General features: G+C 41.1%; 21 protein-coding genes. 12 read left to right on the top strand and 9 right to left on the bottom strand.

What is annotated here, in order from left to right:
• Positions 1-59 precede the first annotated feature (59 nt).
• Entirely contained in the window at positions 60-953 is an 894-nt protein-coding gene (locus WDB87_RS05685; RefSeq protein ID WP_337849331.1) for a bifunctional GNAT family N-acetyltransferase/hotdog fold thioesterase, read from the bottom strand.
• Positions 954-1,265: 312 nt separating this feature from the next.
• On the opposite strand from WDB87_RS05685, the gene WDB87_RS05680 reads away from it, so the two are divergent.
• Positions 1,266-1,979, top strand: a complete 714-nt coding sequence (locus tag WDB87_RS05680) for a spermidine synthase (protein ID WP_337849330.1) — start codon at positions 1,266-1,268, stop codon at positions 1,977-1,979.
• Here WDB87_RS05680 and dtd read toward each other — a convergent pair.
• The gene (gene dtd, locus WDB87_RS05675) at positions 1,976-2,413 is read right to left on the bottom strand and encodes a D-aminoacyl-tRNA deacylase (protein ID WP_337849329.1); all 438 of its coding nucleotides are present in this window, start codon (positions 2,411-2,413) and stop codon (positions 1,976-1,978) included. The two genes, WDB87_RS05680 and dtd, sit on opposite strands and share 4 nt — an antisense overlap.
• A complete protein-coding gene (locus tag WDB87_RS05670) occupies positions 2,414-3,316 on the bottom strand; it encodes a virulence factor BrkB family protein (protein WP_286245841.1) in 903 nt (300 codons plus the stop codon). It abuts the gene before it with no gap.
• Positions 3,317-3,401: 85 nt separating this feature from the next.
• On the opposite strand from WDB87_RS05670, the gene WDB87_RS05665 reads away from it, so the two are divergent.
• The 3 genes from WDB87_RS05665 to WDB87_RS05655 all read left to right on the top strand — a co-directional run bounded on the left by WDB87_RS05665 (position 3,402) and on the right by WDB87_RS05655 (position 6,071).
• Entirely contained in the window at positions 3,402-4,058 is a 657-nt protein-coding gene (locus tag WDB87_RS05665) for a DUF2959 domain-containing protein (protein WP_286245840.1), read from the top strand.
• Between the two features lie 132 nt (positions 4,059-4,190).
• Positions 4,191-5,282 (top strand): MBL fold metallo-hydrolase, encoded by a 1,092-nt coding sequence (locus WDB87_RS05660; RefSeq protein ID WP_337849328.1) that lies wholly within the window; start codon positions 4,191-4,193, stop codon positions 5,280-5,282.
• Positions 5,283-5,339: 57 nt separating this feature from the next.
• The gene (locus WDB87_RS05655) at positions 5,340-6,071 is read left to right on the top strand and encodes a CBM9 family sugar-binding protein (RefSeq protein WP_286245838.1); all 732 of its coding nucleotides are present in this window, start codon (positions 5,340-5,342) and stop codon (positions 6,069-6,071) included.
• Positions 6,072-6,372: 301 nt separating this feature from the next.
• Here WDB87_RS05655 and typA read toward each other — a convergent pair whose 3' ends face one another.
• Positions 6,373-8,196, bottom strand: coding sequence for a translational GTPase TypA (typA, locus tag WDB87_RS05650; protein ID WP_286245837.1), 1,824 nt, complete (start codon positions 8,194-8,196; stop codon positions 6,373-6,375).
• 506 nt (positions 8,197-8,702) lie between these two features.
• On the opposite strand from typA, the gene glnA reads away from it, so the two are divergent.
• From glnA to WDB87_RS05625, 5 genes are all read left to right on the top strand, one after another.
• Positions 8,703-10,109 carry a glutamate--ammonia ligase gene (gene glnA / locus WDB87_RS05645; protein ID WP_286245836.1) on the top strand — a complete coding sequence of 469 codons (1,407 nt, stop codon included), beginning with the start codon at positions 8,703-8,705 and terminating at the stop codon, positions 10,107-10,109.
• A gap of 132 nt (positions 10,110-10,241) precedes the next feature.
• Entirely contained in the window at positions 10,242-10,754 is a 513-nt protein-coding gene (locus WDB87_RS05640) for a DUF4124 domain-containing protein (protein WP_286245835.1), read from the top strand.
• Between the two features lie 89 nt (positions 10,755-10,843).
• Positions 10,844-11,914 carry a nitrogen regulation protein NR(II) gene (gene glnL / locus WDB87_RS05635; protein WP_286245834.1) on the top strand — a complete coding sequence of 357 codons (1,071 nt, stop codon included), beginning with the start codon at positions 10,844-10,846 and terminating at the stop codon, positions 11,912-11,914.
• Positions 11,915-11,929: 15 nt separating this feature from the next.
• The gene (gene glnG, locus WDB87_RS05630) at positions 11,930-13,315 is read left to right on the top strand and encodes a nitrogen regulation protein NR(I) (protein WP_286245833.1); all 1,386 of its coding nucleotides are present in this window, start codon (positions 11,930-11,932) and stop codon (positions 13,313-13,315) included.
• A gap of 28 nt (positions 13,316-13,343) precedes the next feature.
• Positions 13,344-13,802: a cyclic nucleotide-binding domain-containing protein gene (locus tag WDB87_RS05625; protein WP_286245832.1), complete on the top strand. Its 459-nt coding sequence runs from the start codon at positions 13,344-13,346 to the stop codon at positions 13,800-13,802.
• A 9-nt stretch (positions 13,803-13,811) separates the two neighbouring features.
• Here WDB87_RS05625 and WDB87_RS05620 read toward each other — a convergent pair whose 3' ends face one another.
• Positions 13,812-14,477, bottom strand: coding sequence for a hypothetical protein (locus WDB87_RS05620; protein ID WP_337849327.1), 666 nt, complete (start codon positions 14,475-14,477; stop codon positions 13,812-13,814).
• Positions 14,478-14,532: 55 nt separating this feature from the next.
• On the bottom strand, positions 14,533-14,820 hold the full coding sequence (locus WDB87_RS05615) for a hypothetical protein (protein ID WP_286245830.1): 288 nt from the start codon (positions 14,818-14,820) through the stop codon (positions 14,533-14,535).
• A gap of 268 nt (positions 14,821-15,088) precedes the next feature.
• On the opposite strand from WDB87_RS05615, the gene WDB87_RS05610 reads away from it, so the two are divergent.
• The 3 genes from WDB87_RS05610 to acnA all read left to right on the top strand — a co-directional run bounded on the left by WDB87_RS05610 (position 15,089) and on the right by acnA (position 18,969).
• Positions 15,089-15,472, top strand: coding sequence for an RNA-binding S4 domain-containing protein (locus WDB87_RS05610; RefSeq protein WP_286247640.1), 384 nt, complete (start codon positions 15,089-15,091; stop codon positions 15,470-15,472).
• 107 nt (positions 15,473-15,579) lie between these two features.
• Positions 15,580-16,008 carry a hypothetical protein gene (locus tag WDB87_RS05605; RefSeq protein ID WP_286245829.1) on the top strand — a complete coding sequence of 143 codons (429 nt, stop codon included), beginning with the start codon at positions 15,580-15,582 and terminating at the stop codon, positions 16,006-16,008.
• 219 nt (positions 16,009-16,227) lie between these two features.
• Entirely contained in the window at positions 16,228-18,969 is a 2,742-nt protein-coding gene (gene acnA, locus WDB87_RS05600) for an aconitate hydratase AcnA (protein WP_286245828.1), read from the top strand.
• Between the two features lie 59 nt (positions 18,970-19,028).
• Here acnA and WDB87_RS05595 read toward each other — a convergent pair whose 3' ends face one another.
• The 3 genes from WDB87_RS05595 to cysI all read right to left on the bottom strand — a co-directional run bounded on the left by WDB87_RS05595 (position 19,029) and on the right by cysI (position 22,179).
• Positions 19,029-19,571, bottom strand: a complete 543-nt coding sequence (locus WDB87_RS05595; RefSeq protein ID WP_286245827.1) for a DUF4124 domain-containing protein — start codon at positions 19,569-19,571, stop codon at positions 19,029-19,031.
• A 127-nt stretch (positions 19,572-19,698) separates the two neighbouring features.
• On the bottom strand, positions 19,699-20,439 hold the full coding sequence (locus WDB87_RS05590; RefSeq protein WP_286245826.1) for a phosphoadenylyl-sulfate reductase: 741 nt from the start codon (positions 20,437-20,439) through the stop codon (positions 19,699-19,701).
• A 42-nt stretch (positions 20,440-20,481) separates the two neighbouring features.
• Positions 20,482-22,179 carry an assimilatory sulfite reductase (NADPH) hemoprotein subunit gene (cysI, locus tag WDB87_RS05585; RefSeq protein WP_286245825.1) on the bottom strand — a complete coding sequence of 566 codons (1,698 nt, stop codon included), beginning with the start codon at positions 22,177-22,179 and terminating at the stop codon, positions 20,482-20,484.
• Positions 22,180-22,190 lie beyond the last annotated feature (11 nt).

The following is a 22,190-nucleotide window of genomic DNA, read 5'->3' as shown; positions in this document are numbered from 1 at the left end:
GCATAAAAAAACCAAGCATTAATTACTTAGTGCTTGGCTTTTTTGTAATTAAAGGCTCGCTATTTTTTAACGGCAAACACACCTTCAAACTCTGCTACTACATTGTCACCATCATAAATAGTTACTGGCACTACGTAACTTGTTTTACCATCGGTTTCTAAGTCGCTCAGTTTACCTTTACACGTTTGTAAATCTACACACCCTTTAGGGTCAGTATTAAGTGGTTTTAAGTACTTAATGCTCGCATCGGCCAGCACTATATTGCCCTCAAGCCCCGCTTCTTTAAGCGCTAAATACGTAGCCCCCCAACCAGTAAGCGTTGCTAAACTATAAATAGAGCCTGCAAACATGGTGTTATGTAAGTTTAAGTTAGCATCTAAGTCTGCGCTGGTTGTAAATTGCCAATCGGTGTAGCTCTCTACTTTAATACCCATTGCATCACTAATGGGGATAGATTCGCGCCAAATATTTTGCAGCACTTGGGTCCAATCAGGGTGACGAAACCAGCCTGGCTCGCTTGGTTTTTGTTTTACCATTTTATAGTGTTGTACATCGCCATACGCTAAATGTGCTTTTTCTTTTAGCTCGTAGCCGTGGCGCTTATAAAACTCAAGTGCACGTTCGCGAGCAAATAATACTAGCTCACCTGCGTTTTGAGTCCATGCTATTTTTTCAAGCTCATGCAATAAACGGCTACCAATATGCTGGTTTCTGTTACCTTCAGCCACAGCCATGTAACGCACTTGCGCTTGTTCATGGTTATTAAAGTGCAAACGGGCAACACCCAGTACATCGCCTTCTTTATTTTTTATAAAGCGATGCTCAGAATCTTGTTCCATATCGTCTTGTTCAGAGCCTCGCGGCTCATTCCAAGGGGCGCGCAGTACTTCCCAGCGTAATTGATAATACGCTTGCCAGTCTTCGCTGCTTTGCGGTGTAGTTACCTGAAACATATATACTCCTGTTGTTTTGCCGTAAAAATAAAGGCTACGGCATGTAATCCAACTGAATAACTCTTTAACCCACACTCTGGTTATTGAAAACTAAAAAATTAAAGATTAAGTTGGTTGGGATTATTATGGCAAATACCATACTCCATCTTTTAAACACTGCCAATACGACTTTGGTAAGCGAGCGTAAAATAACTAATTTAAAGTGTGAACACTAAAACTACCTTTAGCGCTGCTTTAAGCGCTAACTAGGTTAAATAATTTGGCTTAACTACAATTTGAGTTAACTATTTTACCCAGAGCACCATGTAGTTTATGCTAAATGTTATGAGCGACTTTATAGCCCCTTCAACAGGCGTAATTACTGGCCACTTTATTAGCCGCAGCCAAGCTATTGGTGAGCTTGTTTACTGGCACAAATACGCAGGCGATCACATACAGGTTCGCCAGTATGGGCAGCTGCGCTGGCTACTAATTAACGATACTTTGCAATCGGTAATAGAGCTTAACAATCCACAGCGCCTGCTATTTCCACATTTAACCTATTTGGCTAAGCAGTGGCAAACCTTGGCAGCGCCAAATCGTGTACTAGAGCTAGGCCTTGGCGGCGGTGCTATACGTAATTACTTACAACATACCTATCCACACGTTCAAATAACATCCGTTGAGAAAAACGCTGATATTATCGCCTGCTATAGCGATTTTTTTTCCATAGAAAAACAAGCTAATGTGGTATGCGATGACGCGCAAAATATACTTAGCAAAGCACATAGCAATGACTGGATTATTCTAGATTTATTTAGCCAGTTAGACGCGCCACGATTTTTATTTGAACCCGCGTTTTATCAAAAAATATATGATGCGCTCAATGTGGGTGGCACACTATTTATTAACTTTTTATCGCAGCATGAGTCGCAGTTAATTCAATTGCAGCAGTTATTGCTAAATGTATTTGGGGTAAAAGTAAGCCCGCATAAAGTAGCGGGCTTTGTTAATCATATCGTTATTGTTACTAAATCTGATAATTAAACCGATAAGTTAAAGGTAACAGGTCCATCGTTACACAGGCTCACTTGCATATCGGCGCCAAACTCTCCTGTTGCCACGCTAATACCTTGAGCTTTGGCTTGCGTTACAAAGTACTCGTAAAGCTCGTTAGCTTGGCTAGGTGTGGCTGCTGATGAAAAGCTCGGCCGCATGCCTTTTTTGGTGTTAGCCGCTAATGTAAATTGCGAAACCACTAATAACTCTCCACCTATATCTTTTAGGCTTAAGTTCATTTTGTCGTTTTCATCGGTAAAAATACGGTAATTACTTACTTTATGCAGTAGCTTATCGGCTGCTTGTTCATCATCTGGTTTTTCTACACCTAAAAGCAGTAATATACCTTTTTCTATTTGGCCAATTTCTTGGTTATTAACTTCTACTTTTGCGTGTTTTACGCGCTGTATTAACCCTTGCATTTAATGCGTATCCTTTAAGTTTAGCTCTTCTTCAAGTTCAATTTCTGGGGTATCTTCAATATCATTTGGGCTAATACATGCTGTAAATTCAGCGCCTAGTAACACCACCACCCAAGATAAATACACCCACACAAATAAAATAGGTATGGTCGCAACAGCACCGTAAATTACTTCGTACGATGGAAAGTGACTAATGTAAAGTGCAAAGCCTTTTTTAGTCAGTTCAAATAAAACTGCCGCAAAAAGCGCGCCTGGTAGTGCAGCCCTAATAGAGACAGGTGTATTAGGCACTAAGGTATATAACATTAAAAAGCCAATCATCGAAAAACCATAGGGTACCAGCTTTAATAAAAAGCCACTAAACCCAGGAATGCCCTGATCGGCAAACGAAACCAACGACACAATATACGAAGTAACACCAATACTTGCACCCAGTAGCACCGGACCTAGGCTTAATACCATCCAATAAACAGCAAAAGAGATCATCATAGGGCGTTTTTTCTTAATTCGCCAAATGCGATTAAGCGTGGCATCAACATTACGTATCAGCAGCAGCGCAATCGCTGCTAAAAAACCAATACCGACTGCTGTCATTTGGTTTGCATTGCCCGCAAAGGAGCTTATGTGCTCTTTAATGACATCTGACGAGGTAGGTACAAAGTTAGTGAATAAAAAGCTTTCTATGGCTATGCGGGTCGACTCAAACCCCGGAAAAGCCGAAAATATTGCCACACCTACCGCAATTAAAGGCACTAACGAAAGTAAAGTAACATAGGCAAGGTAGCCTGCATTCACTGTAATTTGATCGTCGATACAGCGATTAACATACTGCATCCACCAGCCTGGCTGCTGCCTTAAAAAGGAGATAGCTTGCTGTTTATAAAGGGAGAGCTTATCATTCATACAATTGACTTATGCTAATTGAATTTTGATTATGATAACAATCAGCACCATAATTTACAGCACTTACTAGTAAATAGGGAACCAAATGAAAAAACAAACTTTACTTAGCGCATCGGTTTTGGCCATTACGCTTACCTTATCGGGCTGTCAGTCGGCCTATTATTCAGCGATGGAAAAAGTAGGTGTACATAAGCGCGACATTCTTATTGACCGCGTAGAGGAAACCAAAGATTCACAGCAAGAGTCGCAAGAAGAATTTCAATCCGCACTTGAGCGGCTAACAACCTTAATTAATTTTGATGGCGGCGAGTTACAAGATGCCTACAACCAACTTAATGACGACTACGAATCGAGCTTAGCAGCAGCCAATGAAGTATCGAGCAATATAAATAAAGTTGAAGACGTAGCCGAGGCTTTATTTGATGAGTGGAGCGATGAACTTGAGCAATACAAAAGCGCCTCACTTAAACGCGAAAGCAGTAAAAAGTTAGCTGCAACACAGCGCCAATTTAGCCAGTTACTGCGCTCTATGCGCAGCGCCGAGAGCAAAATGGAACCAGTATTATCTTCTTTACAAGATAACGTACTGTACTTAAAGCATAACTTAAACGCACAAGCGGTTGCCGCTATTAAAGGTGAATTCACTAACCTTAAACGCGACATTCAAGTACTGATGAATGACATGAATAAATCAATTGCCGATTCGAACAAGTTTATTGAGCAAATGAATAGCGCTGGCTAATTAGTTTAAACCCGTTTACTAAGCCTGCTAAATTGCAGGCTTTTTTAATGTTACTTTTTGTTACCTTTGAACTATATGCTAATGCGCTGCTGTTGTTATACTTTAGTAAAAACAATAACTAGAACAATAAAAATGAAGTACAAAGCTATCACCCTAATACTTGCATCAACACTGCTTAGCGCTTGCGAAACCGCTAATCGCATTGAGGTGATTGCAGGGGAAAATACCATTACTCCGCTACATCAAGATGGCGATCGCAAAGGCCGCTACCACAACCTCTACCCAGGTAAAAAAACGTACCTAACCACCTGCGAAACCGACTGCTACCCGCCTAGCCCTAAATTACAGTGCGAAAAAGACAGCAAAAACTGCCAATTTATTGCTGAGCAAAACCCCATTAATTTAAATACGGGCTTTACTTTACGCTGGCTGGGACACGCTGGGTTTATGGTTCGCACACCGAACGGGCAACACGTGCTATTTGACCCTGTAAAAGAGCAATTTGATTCCCCTGTTGATTTAGCCTTTAGGTTAGCCTCAGGGTTTTACAGGCAACCCGGCGATTGGCTTACACAACACGAGCTTAAAAACTTAAGTGCAGTGATGTACTCGCATATTCATTACGATCATTTTAATAAAGCCGATATAAAAGAGCTTGGTAATAAACCTCGCTACTTAACGCCACTCGGTTTGGCCGACAACTTCCCTACTGGCGGATTTAACATTAGCGAAATGGCTTGGTACGCAAAAACACAATTTGATGATTTAACAATTCACGCCTTACCAGCGCATCATTTTAGTAGCCGTATATTAGTGCCTTTTATTTATGAAGATAACGATAAAGACCTTTGGAATGGCTGGTTACTTGAGCAAAACGGCAATACCTTATTTTTTGCAGGCGACACCGGTTATTCAAAGCACTTTAAAGACATTCAACAAAAATACGGCGATATAGACATATGCCTACTGCCCATAGCCTCGTATTACAGCGAAGAGAGCCCCAAATGGTATCGTTATGTGCACACTACACCTGAGGATGCACTTAACGCATCACAAGATCTTAACTGCAAAGTAATGATACCGTGGGGTTATGGTAACTCAAGTTGGAGAATGGGCGATCACACTAGCCATTCAGCCTTGCTGCGCTTATTACATATGGCTGATGAAATGAACACTCAAACGCCGCTATATATTCTCAACGAAGGCGAAAGTATTTCACTGTAACTCATTGCTCAACTGCTTTAGGATGATTGTTATATCAATAAAAGTTTTGAGAAACTCATGAAAAAACATTTTTTAGCGTTAGGCTGTTTATTAAGTACACCGGTCATGGCCATAGATGTAGCGCATACCTCTACACCTATAACTGTTGATGGCGTATCTGAAAGTGCATGGAATGAAGCAACATGGCATGACATGCCTCATTTAATGGATGGTACATTGCCCTCATCAGATGCAGATTTTAAAGGCCGCTATCGTTTATTATGGGATAAAAATTATTTATACCTTCAAGCTGACATTGTGGATGATGTGTTAATTGATACACACCCAGACCCAACCGTAAAATATTGGGATGACGATGCGCTGGAAATTTTTATCGATAGCGACGCCTCAGGCGGTATTCATCAGTTTAATCATACCGCGTTGGCCTATCATATTGGCCTTGATAACCAAGCCGCCGATTACGGCCCTGATAAAAAAGCCCATTTATACACCGACCACTTACAGAGTAACTGGAAGCGTAATACCCAAGCGCCTTATAATATTACCTGGGAAGTCGCTATAAAGCTCTACCCTAACGATTACCAAGAAGGCGTTGTAAACACACCCATTACACTTAGCGAAAACCAAGTTATTGGTTTTATGCTCGCGTATTGTGATAATGATGGCAGCGAAATACGCGAGCACTTTATGGGCTCCCATGAAGTACAACCAGTCAATGGCGACAGAAACCGTGGTTTTATAGATGCAGACGTATTTGGCAAAATCACCCTGCTGCCAAAAAGTAAGTAACCATTAATACAATAATTGAAAACGTTGGGTCGAGCACAGCGAAACCCAACGAAAAAATATCCTAGCATCAATTACAGATACTTTGCATTATCGATTGTTTTAGCACTGACTCTTTTACTGCTCACTCCCTTCTCTTTGTGCAAATATTTTTTAAGTGAATTATTCATCAAGAGAATAAGAGGCACTGCCCTTTAGATCTCAATACTGATAACTAAAAACTGAAAGCTTCTCTACTTGAAAAACAAAAAAGCCGTTGTATTTTGCAATACAGCGGCTTTTACTATGCTTATTCTAAAGGCAATTAAGCTTTAGCAGCACGACCCGCACGCTTACGCTCACTTTCAGTTAAGTGACGTTTACGAATACGGATGTTCTCAGGTGTTACTTCTACTAACTCGTCATCATCGATAAACTCAAGCGCTTGCTCAAGTGTGTAGTTCAATGGTGGCGTAAGTGTTTGTGCTTCATCTGTACCAGATGCACGAACGTTAGTAAGTTGCTTACCTTTAAGTGCGTTTACTGTAAGGTCGTTATCGCGGCTATGAATACCGATAACCATACCTTCGTAAACTTCAACACCGTGACCGATGAATAACTTACCACGCTCTTGTAAGTTGAATAATGCGTTAGTAAGTGCTTTACCTGTTGCATTTGCAATCATTACACCGTTCTTACGAACACCTAGCTCGCCACCTTTATGCGGACCGTAGTGATCGAACGTATGGTAAAGTAAACCAGAGCCTGAAGTAAGTGTCATGAACTCAGTTTGGAAACCGATTAAACCACGGCTTGGGATCATAAAGTCTAAACGCATACGGCCTTTGCCATCTGGTGCCATATCAGTAAGTTCACCTTTACGAAGACCAATTTGCTCCATGATAGAGCCTTGGTGCTCTTCTTCACAGTCAATTGTTAGTGTTTCGTACGGTTCTTCTAATACGCCATCAACAGTACGTAAGATTACTTCAGGACGAGATACAGCTAGCTCGTAACCTTCACGACGCATGTTTTCGATTAAGATACCAAGGTGTAATTCACCACGGCCCGATACGCGGAAGCTATCTGGGTTATCTGTATCTGCAACACGAAGTGCAACGTTGTGTACTAATTCTTTGTCTAAACGCTCACGGATATTACGTGATGTAACAAACTTACCTTCTTTACCACAGAAAGGAGAGTTATTTACAGAGAACGTCATTGTAACTGTTGGCTCATCAACACTTAGTGGTGGTAATGCTTCAACATTATTAGGACAACAAACAGTATCTGAAATCTTAAGCTCGCCAAGACCTGTTACAGTTACAATGTTACCAGCGTAAGCTTTTTCTGTTTCGATACGCTCAAGACCTAGGTAACTTTGTACTGAACCAATTTTGCCGTTACGCGTAGAGCCATCAGCACTAACAATTGTTACTTGCTGGTTAGGCACAACAGAACCACGTTTGATACGGCCGATACCGATTACACCCTTATAAGAGTTGTAATCAAGCTGAGAAATTTGCATTTGGAAGTCACCTTCAGGATCTGCATCCGGTGGTGATACTTCGTCAACGATCATTTGGAACATAGGTTCCATGTTGTCAGACGGCTCGTCTAAATCTAGTGTAGCCCAACCGTTGATTGCTGAAGCGTAGATTACTTTAAAGTCTAGCTGTTCGTCAGTTGCACCAAGGTTATCGAATAAATCAAAGATTTGATCCATAACCCAATCAGGACGTGCACCTGGCTTGTCGATTTTGTTGATAACAACAATTGGCTTTAAGCCTTGCGCGAATGCTTTTTGCGTTACGAAACGCGTTTGCGGCATTGGACCTTCTTGAGCATCAACAAGTAATAATACTGAGTCAGCCATCGAAAGTACGCGTTCAACTTCACCACCAAAATCGGCGTGTCCCGGGGTATCTACGATATTGATATGGTAGTCTTTCCAAGAAATGGCTGTGTTTTTAGCCAAAATGGTAATACCACGTTCTTTCTCAATGTCGTTTGAGTCCATCACACGCTCTTCGTTACCGCCGCGTGTTTCTAATGTACCTGATTGCTCAAGTAGTTTGTCAACCAATGTTGTTTTACCGTGGTCAACGTGCGCGATAATCGCTATATTTCTTAACTGTTCGATGCTCATATTTTTACTCAGAGAAGTTTATTCTCATTGATCCTGCAAGATCTACGCACTCATCTGCGTTTTCACCAGATGTCCCAGCATAGGATTTAAAAGGGCGCATATTATCCCTCATTAATGACATGGATGAAAGTTTATCCAATACAATTTTAAAAACTTTCTTAATACTTTTACTAAGTATCTGTTTTTTATATGACATTTATATGAAATAAATTTCGACAAATTACATAAATTGTCATTTTTTGGCTAATTTGTTGATTGCTTTGGCACTATTTACTATTTCAGTTAAGCTGATTTAGGTGATTAAAATACATGCAAATTTAAGTGTGAATTTTTTGCACCATTATGGATATTTTACGCACCAATAAAGTGCAATGCGCATGGCCATTTTTGTGCAGTCATATTTTTTAACTTAATAAACAGTAGGTTAAAATAATGGCATAGAATCAGCTTACTAAAAACCAAAGCATTTAATGCAGCAATAATAAAACCCAACAGTTGGAGGACACATGTCACAATCGGTTTTAGATTTTATTAAAGAAAATGATGTTAAGTTCATTGATTTACGCTTTACTGATACTAGAGGTAAAGAACAACATGTTTCTATTCCTCATCACCAAGTAGATGAAGATTTTTTTGAAGACGGCAAAATGTTTGACGGCTCTTCAATTGCAGGTTGGAAAGGCATTAACGAATCAGACATGGTACTTATGCCAGTGGCTGATTCAGTAAAATTAGACCCATTTACAGAAGAAGCAACGTTAATTGTACGTTGTGATGTTGTAGAGCCATCTACACTACAAGGTTACGAGCGTGACCCTCGTTCAGTTGCTAAACGCGCTGAAGAGTACATGAAATCTACCGGTATCGCAGATACAGTTTTATTTGGTCCTGAACCAGAGTTTTTCTTATTTGATGATGTTAAATACAAATCAGATATGTCAGGTTCTATGTACAAAATTGATGCTGTTGAAGCAGCATGGAACTCAGATAAAGAGTATGAAGGCGGCAACACGGGTCATCGTCCAGGTGTTAAAGGCGGTTACTTCCCATGTTCACCTGTTGACTCTTCACAAGACTGGCGTTCAGCTACGTGTTTAGTACTTGAAGAACTAGGTCAAGTAGTAGAAGCGCATCACCACGAAGTAGCAACAGCAGGTCAAAACGAAATCGCAACTCGCTTTAATACTATGGTATTAAAAGCGGATGAAATCCAAGAGATGAAATATGTTATCCATAACATGGCTCACCTTTACGGAAAAACAGCTACGTTTATGCCTAAGCCTGTTGTTGGCGATAACGGCTCTGGTATGCACTGTCACCAATCTTTAGCAAAAGACGGCGTTAACCTTTTTGCTGGTGATAAGTACGGTGGTCTTTCTGAAGATGCACTTTACTACATTGGCGGTATTATTAAGCACGCTAAAGCAATTAATGCGTTTGCAAATGCCTCTACTAACTCGTACAAACGTTTAGTACCAGGTTTTGAAGCACCGGTAATGCTTGCATACTCTGCACGTAACCGTTCTGCATCAATTCGTATTCCGGTGGTACCATCTGAAAAAGGTCGTCGTATCGAAGTACGCTTCCCAGATCCAACTGCTAACCCATACCTTGCTTTCTCTGCAATGCTTATGGCTGGCCTTGACGGTATTAAAAACAAGATCCACCCTGGCGATGCTATGGATAAGGATTTATACGACCTACCAGCAGAAGAAGCAGCAGAAATTCCTCAAGTTGCATCTTCACTAGATGAAGCGCTAGAAGCACTTAGTGCTGACCGTGAATTCTTAACGCAAGGTGGCGTATTTACTGATGATTTAATCGATGCTTACATTGCACTTAAATCTCAAGAAGTTGAAAAGCTTAACATGACAACTCACCCTGTTGAGTTTGAAATGTACTACAGCGTTTAATACGCTGCAGAGTAAATTATCGATAAGATAATAAATGTGTGTTCTCAAGCCCGCTTAGCGGGCTTTTTTTTATGGTAAATTAGGGTTATCTCCACTAAAGTTATGTAATTACAAAAGATGCAGGGTAGCAATGTGAATTACAGGATATTATTACTATTTTTTGCTTTAGGATTAAGCATTTATAGTTATGCAGGCAATGATAAGATTTATGCTTGGAAAGATAAAAATGGTGTTTTAGTGTTCTCAGATACACCACGCAGTGGCGCGCATGAAATAAAATTAAATAGCCAAGATCTTACTTTGTCTGATACCGATAAACACACCCCTGATTCACTACAACCAACGCGCCTTAATCGTTTTCAAATTATGATATCGTCACCTACTCATAACCAAACTGTGCGCGAGAACACAGGCTCAGTGTACGTAACAAGCAGAATAACACCGCGTTTTGAGGCAGGCTTTACTGTACAGCTATTTTTAAACGGTAATGCGTATGGACCCGCAAGCGGTTTATCAACGTTTGCTATACGAGATGTAGAAAACGGCACTCATACTTTGTATCTCAAACTTTATAATAAACAAAATCAAGCCATTGCAATCAGCCAGCCTAGCACCTTTGTTATGCAAAGAAAGGCTATAAACTAAGTACAATGACTCAGATAATAAAATTAGCGCAGCAGTATTTACTGATTAAAACTTGCTTGCAAATATTAACGCACTAAAGTGGTGCAAAAATGTCAAACAATCAAAATTTCAGCCCCGAACTTCTTAATGCCATTTGGCAAAACCAAACAACATCGGTCATGTTACTTGATAAAAGTTTTACCCTTGTTTATGCCAACACCAGCACCAGCGAACTCCTCGGATTAGGTAAAAAGCGCATTATTGGGCAAACCTTTAACAGCTTATTTAATTATCACTCTGTGGATTTAGAGCGCATAGCCCAGTACTCACTTGTTGATGGTGTAGACTGCAGTCAGCACAGAGCTGACGTGGTCTTTATCGATTCTCGCCATGCAAAAATAGCCATTACATCGCGCCAAGTTAAGCTTAAAAACGAACGCTATATTTTACTTGAATGCCGTAAAACTGATGAAGAAATAAAACACGACAAAGCCTCTAACCAAATGCATCAATACCAAGCTGCACGTAATTTAATAAGGGGCCTTGCCCACGAAATTAAAAATCCTTTAGGGGGAATACGCGGAGCGGCGCAGTTATTGCAGTATGAGGTAGATCAACAAGAAAGGGACGAATGCGCTGAGCTTATAATTGAGCAAGCCGACCGATTACGCGAATTAGTTGATAGGCTACTTGGGCCAAATCAGCTTCCGCAAAAGTCGTATGGCAATATTCACCAAACACTTGAGTCTGTTGTTAAATTAAGTACATTAGATAATTGTAAAAATATTAGACTAGTTAAAGATTACGACCCAAGTATTCCTGATGTGTTTATTGACCAAGGCAAGATTCAGCAAGTGGTACTTAATATTGTACGCAATGCTCAACAGGCGTTAGTTGATGGCGGTGAAATAAAAATAAAAACCCGCATTAATCATCAGTACCGCCGCCCCGGAAAAGCCCCTAAAAAAGCCTTGTTGATCCAGGTTTCTGATAATGGACCAGGCATAGACCCAAGCGTTCGCGAAACATTGTTTTACCCAATGATCACCAATAAAGAAGGTGGCTCAGGGCTAGGGCTTTCAATCGCACAAACGCTCATAGATCAGCACGACGGTTATATAGACTGCGATAGCTGGCCTGGCCATACTGAATTTAATATCTATCTGCCTTTCGCAGATTAATGTTTTGGAGTTGGCATGAAAACAGTTTGGCTTGTAGATGATGACGCATCAATTCGTTTTGTATTAGAAAAAGCGCTCACTCGTGCAGGGTTTGAAGCAGAAAGCTTTGCAAATGCGCAAGACGTATTAAGCGCGCTAAAGTTTAGTCAGCCAACCGTGTTGGTATCTGACGTACGGATGCCAGGTATGGACGGCATGGCACTACTAGAACTCATAGCAGAGCAAAACCCAGGACTGCCGGTTATTATAATGACCGCCCACTCAGATTTAGACTCTGCGGTTAACGCATTTCAAAAAGGTGCGTTTGAGTACCTAGCCAAGCCATTTGATTTAAACGAAGCTGTTGCGTTAATCGAAAGCGCTTGCAGAGCAAATTCAACTAAAAAAACGAAGCGTAAACAAGTTCCACCAAAAAGTGCCCATATTATTGGTGAAGCCCCTGCTATGCAAGAAGTGTTTAGAGCGATAGGTAAACTATCGGCTTCAAGTATGAGTGTACTCATCAATGGTGAGTCAGGCACAGGTAAAGAGCTTGTGGCCAGTGCTTTACATAACCACAGCCCACGTAAAGAAAACCAGTTTATTGCATTAAACATGGCCGCTATCCCAAAAGAGCTTGTGGAGTCTGAATTATTTGGCCATGAAAAAGGCGCATTTACCGGCGCTGATAGCGTGCGAAAAGGCCGCTTTGAGCAGGCTAATGGCGGTACACTGTTTTTAGATGAGATTGGTGATATGCCACTAGATGTGCAAACACGTTTATTACGTGTACTTGCCGATGGTGAATTTTACCGTGTAGGCGGACATCAAAGTATTAAAGTTGATGTACGTATTATTGCTGCAACACACCAAAATTTAGAAGATTTAGTAAAACAGGGCAAATTTAGAGATGACTTATTTCACCGTTTAAACGTTGTGCGCCTTCGCTTACCAGCTCTACGCGAACGCACCGAAGACATTGAGCGCCTAGCACAGCACTTTTTACATAAAAGTGCTAAAGATCTGCAAGTAGAAAGTAAAGTACTAAGCCCAAAAGCTACAGAGCAACTTAAGCTATTTAGCTGGCCTGGTAATGTTCGCCAGCTTGAAAACACCTGCCGCTGGTTAACTGTTATGGCCCCTGGGGAGCTGGTTAGCGAGCAAGACCTCCCGCCAGAGATCATTGATGCGGCACCTGTTCAACAAGAAGGTGACTGGCTCGATGCGTTTCAGCAATGGCTAAATCAAGAACTTAAGCAAGGTAAAGAAAACATTTGGCCAGATATTCAAGCTCAGCTTGAAACTCGCCTTATAAAAACAGCACTGGCTAATTGCTCTGGCCACAAACAAGATGCAGCCATAAAAATTGGTTGGGGGCGCAACACGTTGACCCGCAAATTAAAAGAGCGCAATATTAGCTAGTTTCGAACTGTTACTCGTTGGCCCTAGGATGAAATTAATAGAACACATTCCATTATTTAAACAAATGGAAATAGTGAATAGATTACACTTTTTTAAAGACTTCACCCTTGCTGAACGACAAATGCTACTAGAGTCGTTTGGATTATTGTATTTAGTTAACCAGCATCAATTTTTGTTTAAACAATACGATAACGACAAACGCTTATACATTGTATTAAGTGGTGCGTTACTTGTTTTTAAACATAACCACTTGCTGGAGCTTGGCACTATAGAGCCTGGTGAATTTATTGGTGAAGGCGCCTTTATAAATAACCGCGAGCGTAGTACCAGCGCTCGCGCTAAAACCGACACCATAGTACTTGCTATTACACCAGAAGCACTGACTCGCTTACCAAATGTAATACGTGAAAAAATTAAAGATAGAATTATAGAAGGTATGAGCCTGCGTATCGCAAAACTTAGTGAGCACATAGAAACCCACGGTTAACTCTATCACTCAGTCCATATAAACGACTTGCAATGAGCAATCAAGCCAACTAGGATTATTTACGTGTGCCGTAAATGTGTAAGTATCGGATGGTTTTGCGCCAAAGGGGGTATTTACCAATGGCTGTGAGTGGCTGTATGTCTGCGAGTAGGATTTATAATAAATAACAACATAACCATATAAATATTCCCACCTCAGCCTCACCACTGCACCGCTGGGTAATGTAAATTCAGCGTATTCATTTGAAAATCTAACCGCTAAATCATTGTATTTATCGTCGCTACATTGGATTGTTCTTAGCCGAGACGCCATAGTAAAAGCGTCTTCTCCATCAGTATTCTTTAAATAAAAACCAATATTGCCATCGCCATAAAAGTGGTTTGATCGTGTTGTATAGCTAACTTGTGGCTCGTAACCTAGCCCCTGCATAATAATAGCTAGTTGCTCAGTCTCTTTTTGGTAAATTTTATCACTTGATAAAAGCAATGTGGCTTCACCAAAATCCGATGGGATCGCTAGCTCTACGTATTCATAGGGAAGTGTTTGTGCATTTAGTGCAGCATCTAACTGCCTGCGCTGCTCCTCTTGCAAGTTTTCGCTAAAAACATAAACGGTAGGTTGTTGGCACGCAGTTAATAAAAGTGCCCACATACAGATTAAAATGCCATTTTTCATGGTTACTCCTAATGATTACAAGTGTAGTCTAATAAAAGTAACTATTGATAGCAATTTAACGTGTTTGGCTGTCTAGCCATGCATCAACACTTTGTCGGGTATATAAAACTTCATTAAATAAACGGTGGCGTTCAAATTCCAACTTTGATCTTTTAAGTGGATCGCCACTAATTAGTCGACTGTGCGTATCGTTAAACTTAGAAATAACCGAAAAGCCGCGTTCATCTTGCTCTTTTTGTTTTTTTACCGAGTTAGCTAAGTGAGCTCTTACATCATCTGCTGTCAGCATATCTGAATTATCTAAGCCCATTAGCTCTTTTTTCATTGCTAATCTTATGCCCATTTACTGCTCCAATTATATGCAGACCTAAACAATTAAAACGGTTAAATTATTACCATGTTTTAGGTACGCTTTTTATTTGCCAAAGCAATAGCAAATAGCGCACCAAATTTTTGCCAGAGCATACGCATCAAATGCTGCAGTTTTTTTAAAGTTGAAAAAAGTTTAATATTTATCACACTTTTTTATCCCGCTAGGGCGGGCTTGCTAGGTGCAAAAAACGGTGCAAGCCTTTATACTTGCTGCTTATGCGCCACCAACAGAGATAACCATGTCAGAAGAATACATTGAAATTGAACTTGAAGAAGAACCTATAGAGCTTTGTAAATTACTAAAAGTACTCGATTTAGTAGAAGGTGGCGGGCAAGCTAAGAACCTAATAGCGCAAGGCTATGTTGGGGTTAACCATGAAATATGTACAATAAAACGGAAAAAATTATACAGTGGCGACGTACTTGAATTTGATGGCGAGCTTTTTCAGCTCACTTTAAGTGAAGATGCAACTCCTGTAGAACGTCCAGTGGTAACAACCCAGCCACAGCAAGAAAAAATACCCAATGAAACTGCTCAACAGCCGGCAAAAAATAAAAGAAAACGCACTAAAAAACCAAAGGTTGATGAAAATACTGGACGCCGCCCTATCTCATTTGGCTAGCCATTAGCGCTTTGTGCGGTTTTTATTATATGCATAGGCTAGCTTGAACAGTTAGCCTTTTTACTCTTTAATTACCTCGTAAAATACAATAAAAACAAGGTAATAATATGACAACCTCAGCCACACCCAATTGGTTTAAACCCGCCCTATGGGCAGCACTTATCTGGAATTTATTAGGTGTATTTGCATTTATAATGCACCTTATGATGACCCCCGAAATGATAAGTAAACTTCCGCTAGATCAACAAGCTGCATATTCAAACGTGCCTTTATGGTCTACCATTGCATTTGCTGTAGCGGTGTTTGGTGGCACCCTTGGCTGCATACTACTATTGGCCAAAAATGCCCTTGCAACACCTACACTGGTGCTTTCGTTAGTCGCGATATTTATTCAGCAGTTTTATAATTTTATTGTTATAAATAGCATTAAAATGCTGGGTATAAGCGCGGTGTTTATGCCTATTTTAGTGATTGTTATTGCGTTTTTGCTTTTATATTTAAGTATAAAAAGCAAACAACAAGGTTGGCTAAACTAACTTCTCCCCCTTTTTGTAAACTCATTATTTTGCTACTTGAAAAAACAATTTTAGGTAGCACTTCTATACTTAGTACTGTCTAAAAAACATGCATTGTACTACCTGCTTTTTAGCCTGTTTTGCCATATTTATTATCTCTGGTATGCACTTTGCAAACTACTGGCAAATAAACACGTTATTTTATCAAGGACATAATCCTAACTATCAAAGGGGCAAAAAATGAATAGTTTCGACACCCAACAACAATTAACGATTAATGGCGAGCAATACCATATTCACTCACTTAAAGGATTAGGCGACAAAGCAAAGCGATTGCCCTTTTCTCTCAAAGTATTATTAGAAAACCTGTTACGTAATGAAGATGGCGTAAATATTAAAGAACAAGACATTCAAGCCCTTCTTGACTGGGACCCTAAAGCAAAACCCTCAGCTGAAGTGGCCTTTACGCCGGCACGCGTTGTAATGCAAGACTTTACGGGTGTTCCTGCCATTGTTGATTTAGCTGCTATGCGTGATGCAATGGAAAAGCTAGGTGGCGATCCTGCAAAAATAAATCCGCTTTCTCCTGCTGAACTTGTAATTGATCATTCAGTGCAAGTAGATGGTTACGGTGACGACGGTGCGTTTGACTTAAATGCCAAGCTTGAGTACGAGCGAAATAAAGAACGCTACGAATTTTTACGCTGGGGGCAAACAGCTTTTGATAACTTAAAAGTAGTGCCACCTGCTACAGGTATAGTGCACCAAGTAAACTTAGAGTTTTTGGCGCGCGTTGTTTTTAACGACAGTAAAAACGGTAAATCTATCGCCTACCCAGACACCCTTGTAGGGACTGATTCACACACCACCATGATTAATGGTTTAGGTGTATTAGGCTGGGGCGTAGGTGGTATAGAGGCTGAAGCCGCCATGCTTGGGCAACCAATTAGTTTACTTATCCCACAAGTAGTGGGTTTTAAATTAAATGGCCGCTTACCCGAGGGAACCACTGCTACCGATTTAGTGCTCACCGTAACTGAAATGCTACGTAACCACGGAGTAGTAGGTAAGTTTGTTGAGTTTTATGGTGATGGCCTAGCTGATTTACCGCTAGCCGACAGAGCAACCATTGCCAACATGGCGCCAGAGTACGGTGCAACCTGTGGTATTTTCCCAATCGATGATGAAACCATTAACTACCTACGATTAACAAACCGTGATGAAGACCAGCTTAAACTAATTGAAGACTATGCAAAACACCAAGGCTTATGGCGCCACGAAGGCGACGAAGCGCATTACACAGACACCCTTGAGCTTAAATTAGACGACGTAGTACCTAGCCTTGCAGGCCCTAAGCGTCCACAAGACAGAATTACACTTGATAAAGCCGGTGATGTAATAGGCCAGCACCTAAAAGGTTTCCAAGATGAGCGTATGGCTCGTCGTGATAAAAGCGATATTGAACAAGCGCGCATTGAAAGTGAAGGCCCAACAACCAACCCAAATGAACCGGTAGACGAAGCGCAGTTTATGGGTGCAGCCAAAGTGAAGTTTAAAGGCCAAGAATTTGAACTAAACGATGGCGCCTGTGTTATTGCCGCTATTACAAGCTGTACAAACACCTCTAACCCCAGTGTTATTTTAGCCGCAGGCTTAGTGGCTCAAAAAGCTAAACAGCTCGGCATTAACGTAAAACCATGGGTCAAAACATCGCTTGCACCGGGTTCGCAAGTGGTAACCGACTACCTTGAAAAAGCAGGCCTAATGGATGACCTAGAAAGTTTAGGCTTTAATTTGGTCGGTTATGGCTGTACAACGTGTATAGGTAACTCAGGTCCCCTTGCAGATGAAATTAGCGAAGCCATTCAAAAACATAAGCTAGTTGTAAGCTCTATCTTATCGGGTAACCGTAACTTTGAAGGGCGGATACACCAAGATGTTAAAATGAACTTTTTAGCCTCGCCTCCACTTGTAGTAGCGTATGCCATTGCAGGGCGTACAGACATAGATGTATACAACGAGCCATTAGCGCAAGATGAAAACGGTAACGATATTTACCTGAAGAATATTTGGCCAAGCGTAAGCGAAGTCAACGAACTAGTACAAAAAACGGTAACCAGAGAAATGTTCGAAAAAAGCTATGCCAACGTATACGAAGGCGACAGCCGTTGGCAAAAAATCCAAATACCTGATGGCAAGCTTTACGATTGGGATGATGGGTCAACTTATATTAAAAAAGCACCATTTTTTGATGGTATGAGTGTTGAGCCTCCGGGTATTCCGACAATTGAAGGGGCGCGTTGTTTGGCTAAACTGGGCGACTCAGTAACAACCGACCATATTTCTCCTGCTGGGGCGATTAAAGCGGAAGCGCCGGCCGGTATTTACTTACAGGAAAAAGGCGTAGAAAAAGCGCAATTTAACTCATACGGTTCACGCCGTGGTAACCACGAAGTAATGATGCGAGGCACATTTGCGAACGTTAGGCTTAAAAACTTACTCGCACCAGGTACAGAAGGCGGTGTTACTCGCACTCAACCCGATGACAAGCTTGCCAGTATTTACGATGCAGCAATGGAGTATGAAAAGAGTAATACACCACTCATTGTGTTAGCTGGTAAAGAATACGGTACCGGCTCATCTCGGGACTGGGCAGCAAAAGGGTCGCTCCTTTTAGGGGTAAAAGCTGTGGTTGCACAAAGTTATGAGCGTATTCACCGCTCTAACCTCATTGGTATGGGCGTATTGCCACTGCAATTTAAAGAAGGTGAAAGCCATGAATCGTTAGGTTTAACTGGCCAAGAGCAATTTGATATTGAAGGCTTGTACGACAAAACCAACGAAGTAAGCATTATTGCCACTAATGCTGAGGGCAAAAAAGTCAGCTTTAGTGCCGATGTACGTATAGATACCCCTAAAGAGTGGGATTACTACAAACACGGCGGTATTCTACAATACGTTTTACGTAACATGCTTGACTAATCATATACTTAAAACTAAAAAGCCTAGCAGTTGCTAGGCTTTTTTATGCACAATAAAATTTAGTACCCACCTATGCTTTGTATTTCTTTACTACGCTGCTCTAATTTTTGCTTTGCCTTTTCGGCATCTTCAAACAGTTTTTGAATAGATTCAGCGTTGTAAACGGTAGGGGTAGGTGGTTGAATACTCTTTTTTGAGGTGCTTGCACTGCTACTTAAAATCGAGGTGTCTTCAGCGGCTACAACCGTCACGTCACGAGCATCAAGTGTTACCTCAATGCTTTTACCATCTGCATTAGGCGTATCAGAAAAATGCCATTGGCCGTTTTTATCTTGCCACTTATAAATTTTGCTACCTGGTTTAATTGTTGCGGCATCACTGTTTACACTTTGCGCAATTTTATCGCCCGCTTGCTTTGCACCTTGCACAGCCTGATTAAGCGTATTAGTAGATAACGCGACCATTTTTTCTTTAATTTTGTGAGATTCAGCACTAATTGACGAACCAGAAAGCCACGTTTGGCCATCAGGCTTTTTAAGGTAAAACAAAGAGATAACAGCAATGATCATGACTGATATTGCCAAGTAGGTGAAGTATTTCATAGCGTTCCTGCTTAAAAATGAATCCTTGAAAGGCAAGTCTAATAAAAAATACTTAATCAGGCAATTTTTTTGCAATAAAAAACGCAACCTAAGTTGCGTTTAAAACATTGTTTAGCATTCGCTTTTTTTAAATACCATCACCGTCAATATGCAGCCCGCATTCGCGGTTTAAACCAAAAAAGCGCGTTTCTTCTTCGCTCATACCTGGCTCAAGTTTACGCGTAGTATGCACATCGCCCATCGACACATAACCTTGCTCCCATAATGGGTGGTATGGTAAATCATGCTTGGTAAGGTATTGATATACATCACGGTTTGACCATTCAATAATCGGGTACACTTTTACCGTACCTCGGCTTATTTCTACAAACTGTTTATCTGCACGGGTCGATGATTGATCGCGACGTAGGCCACTAAACCAAGTACCTGCTTCAATTTCTTTTAACGCGCGAGTCATTGGCTCAACTTTATTAAGCTGATTATATTGCTTAATACCGTCCTCGCCTTGCTCCCATAATTTACCGTATTTAGCTTCTTGCCATGCAGGGCTTAGCTCAGCTTTATACACTTTTAAATTAAGTGATAGGCGCGCTCTCATTTGCTCAATAAACTGATACGTTTCTGGAAATAAATAACCCGTATCGGTTAATACCACAGGAATATCAGGACGCTGAGATGTTACTAAATGCAGCATTACCGCCGCTTGAATGCCAAAGCTTGATGATAAAAAAGCAGTATCCGGTAAGTTCTCTAGTGCCCATGCAACACGCTGCTCTGCACTCATTGGTGCTAGTATGCCGTTTGCATCTGCAAGCAATGCCGCTTGGCTTTGCTTATCAAGCTGTAATATGTTTTTAAATTCACTCATGGTCAATTTTAAACCTCACCCACGCTCCGCGTGGGTATTTAATTAAGCGTGAAAATCGGTTACTGAAACTTTTACTTCAGCAACGATGCCTTTGCGAATTACAAAGTCACCAAAACATTCACCGTCGTTTCGCTCACTTGCCCACTGGCCAATTAGCTTATCAAACGCGTCTAGGTAAACATCTTCACCTACGTTTTCTAGGTACAGTTTAGGAATGCGTGTACCTTCTAAGTTTCCGCCAAGATAAACGTTGTATTTACCAGGGCCTTTACCTACTAAACCAGCTTCTGCAAGCATTGCGCGGCCGCAACCGTTAGGGCAACCTACAACACGCATAATAATGCTGTCATCTGGTATGCCATGTTTAGCAAGTAGTGCTTCGGTTTTTTCAATTAAGCTTGGTAAGTAACGCTCAGCCTCAGCCATAGCAAGCGGACACGTTGGTAATGCTACACATGCCATTGAGTTTTTACGTTGCTCAGTGTCTTTGTCATCAATTAGGCCGTGGTTACGAGCAATTTCTTCAATGACTGCTTTTTGATCGGCAGGTACCCCAGCAATAATTAAGTTTTGGTTAGCCGTCATGCGCATATCACCTTGGTGCACTTCTGCGATTTTACGACAACCTGTTTTTAATGGCTTGCCTGGGTAGTCTAAAATACGGCCGCTTTGTATAAAAAGCGTAAGGTGGTGCTTGCCATCAATGCCTTCTACCCAACCGATACGATCGCCACGGTGAGTAAACTCATAAGGGCGGCTTGGTGCAAAGCTTACACCGGCACGTTTTTCTACTTCTGCTTTAAATACGTCAGACCCAACACGGTCTAGTGTGTATTTAGTTTTTGCATTTTTACGGTTAGAGCGGTTACCCCAATCGCGCTGCACTGATACAACGTGCTCAGCAATTTTCAGTGTATGCTCAAGTGGTATAAAACCAAAATCATCAGCTTTACGCGGATACGTAGCCGTATCACCGTGGGTCATAGCAAGGCCACCACCTACAAGTACGTTAAAACCAACAAGCTTGCCATCCTCGGCAATGGCAACAAAGTTTAAGTCATTCGCATGCACATCAACTTCGTTGTTAGGCGGAATAGTGACCGTGGTTTTAAACTTACGCGGTAAGTAGTTAGAGCCTAAAATTGGCTCTTCTGTGGTTTCTGCCTTTTCGCCATTTAACCAAATTTCAGCGTACGCTTTCGTTTTTGGAAGTAAATGTTCAGAAATTTTTGCAGCCCACTCGTAAGCTTCTTGGTGTAACTCTGACTCAACAGGGTTAGTCGTACATAGTACGTTACGGTTTACATCGCCTGCGGTGGCAATAGAGTCAATGCCAACGCTATTAAGCATTTGGTGCATGCCTTTAATATTTGGCTTTAATACGCCATGAAATTGAAACGTTTGACGTGTTGTTAAACGGATACTGCCGTAGCTTGTTTTTTCATCGGCAAATTTATCAATTGCTAGCCATTGCTCTGGCTTGATAATACCGCCAGGCATACGTGCACGTAGCATTACATTGTGCAGCGGCTCTAGCTTTTGCTTGGCACGCTCTGGGCGTATATCGCGGTCATCTTGCTGGTACATACCGTGAAAACGTATAAGTTGGAAGTTATCGGCCGTAAAACCACCGGTAATTTCATCTTTTAAGTCTTGCTCTATGGTGCCACGTAAAAAGTTACTTTCTCTTTTCAAACGTTCGTTATCAGAAAGTTTTACGTTTTTATCTTGTTCGCTCATTTTAAATCCTA

The organism is Pseudoalteromonas sp. C12FD-1 (assembly GCF_037414265.1).
GTDB lineage: Bacteria > Pseudomonadota > Gammaproteobacteria > Enterobacterales > Alteromonadaceae > Pseudoalteromonas.
This window is presented reverse-complemented; position numbering and strand designations above follow the sequence as displayed.

Coding starts and splice junctions, on each gene's coding strand:
- WDB87_RS05685 (WP_337849331.1), bottom strand. CDS start 953: ATGTTTCAGGTAACTACACCGCAAAGCAGCGAAGACTGGCAAGCGTAT.
- WDB87_RS05680 (WP_337849330.1), top strand. CDS start 1,266: ATGCTAAATGTTATGAGCGACTTTATAGCCCCTTCAACAGGCGTAATT.
- dtd (WP_337849329.1), bottom strand. CDS start 2,413: ATGCAAGGGTTAATACAGCGCGTAAAACACGCAAAAGTAGAAGTTAAT.
- WDB87_RS05670 (WP_286245841.1), bottom strand. CDS start 3,316: ATGAATGATAAGCTCTCCCTTTATAAACAGCAAGCTATCTCCTTTTTA.
- WDB87_RS05665 (WP_286245840.1), top strand. CDS start 3,402: ATGAAAAAACAAACTTTACTTAGCGCATCGGTTTTGGCCATTACGCTT.
- WDB87_RS05660 (WP_337849328.1), top strand. CDS start 4,191: ATGAAGTACAAAGCTATCACCCTAATACTTGCATCAACACTGCTTAGC.
- WDB87_RS05655 (WP_286245838.1), top strand. CDS start 5,340: ATGAAAAAACATTTTTTAGCGTTAGGCTGTTTATTAAGTACACCGGTC.
- typA (WP_286245837.1), bottom strand. CDS start 8,196: ATGAGCATCGAACAGTTAAGAAATATAGCGATTATCGCGCACGTTGAC.
- glnA (WP_286245836.1), top strand. CDS start 8,703: ATGTCACAATCGGTTTTAGATTTTATTAAAGAAAATGATGTTAAGTTC.
- glnL (WP_286245834.1), top strand. CDS start 10,844: ATGTCAAACAATCAAAATTTCAGCCCCGAACTTCTTAATGCCATTTGG.
- glnG (WP_286245833.1), top strand. CDS start 11,930: ATGAAAACAGTTTGGCTTGTAGATGATGACGCATCAATTCGTTTTGTA.
- WDB87_RS05625 (WP_286245832.1), top strand. CDS start 13,344: ATGAAATTAATAGAACACATTCCATTATTTAAACAAATGGAAATAGTG.
- WDB87_RS05620 (WP_337849327.1), bottom strand. CDS start 14,477: ATGAAAAATGGCATTTTAATCTGTATGTGGGCACTTTTATTAACTGCG.
- WDB87_RS05615 (WP_286245830.1), bottom strand. CDS start 14,820: ATGGGCATAAGATTAGCAATGAAAAAAGAGCTAATGGGCTTAGATAAT.
- WDB87_RS05610 (WP_286247640.1), top strand. CDS start 15,089: ATGTCAGAAGAATACATTGAAATTGAACTTGAAGAAGAACCTATAGAG.
- WDB87_RS05605 (WP_286245829.1), top strand. CDS start 15,580: ATGACAACCTCAGCCACACCCAATTGGTTTAAACCCGCCCTATGGGCA.
- acnA (WP_286245828.1), top strand. CDS start 16,228: ATGAATAGTTTCGACACCCAACAACAATTAACGATTAATGGCGAGCAA.
- WDB87_RS05595 (WP_286245827.1), bottom strand. CDS start 19,571: ATGAAATACTTCACCTACTTGGCAATATCAGTCATGATCATTGCTGTT.
- WDB87_RS05590 (WP_286245826.1), bottom strand. CDS start 20,439: ATGAGTGAATTTAAAAACATATTACAGCTTGATAAGCAAAGCCAAGCG.
- cysI (WP_286245825.1), bottom strand. CDS start 22,179: ATGAGCGAACAAGATAAAAACGTAAAACTTTCTGATAACGAACGTTTG.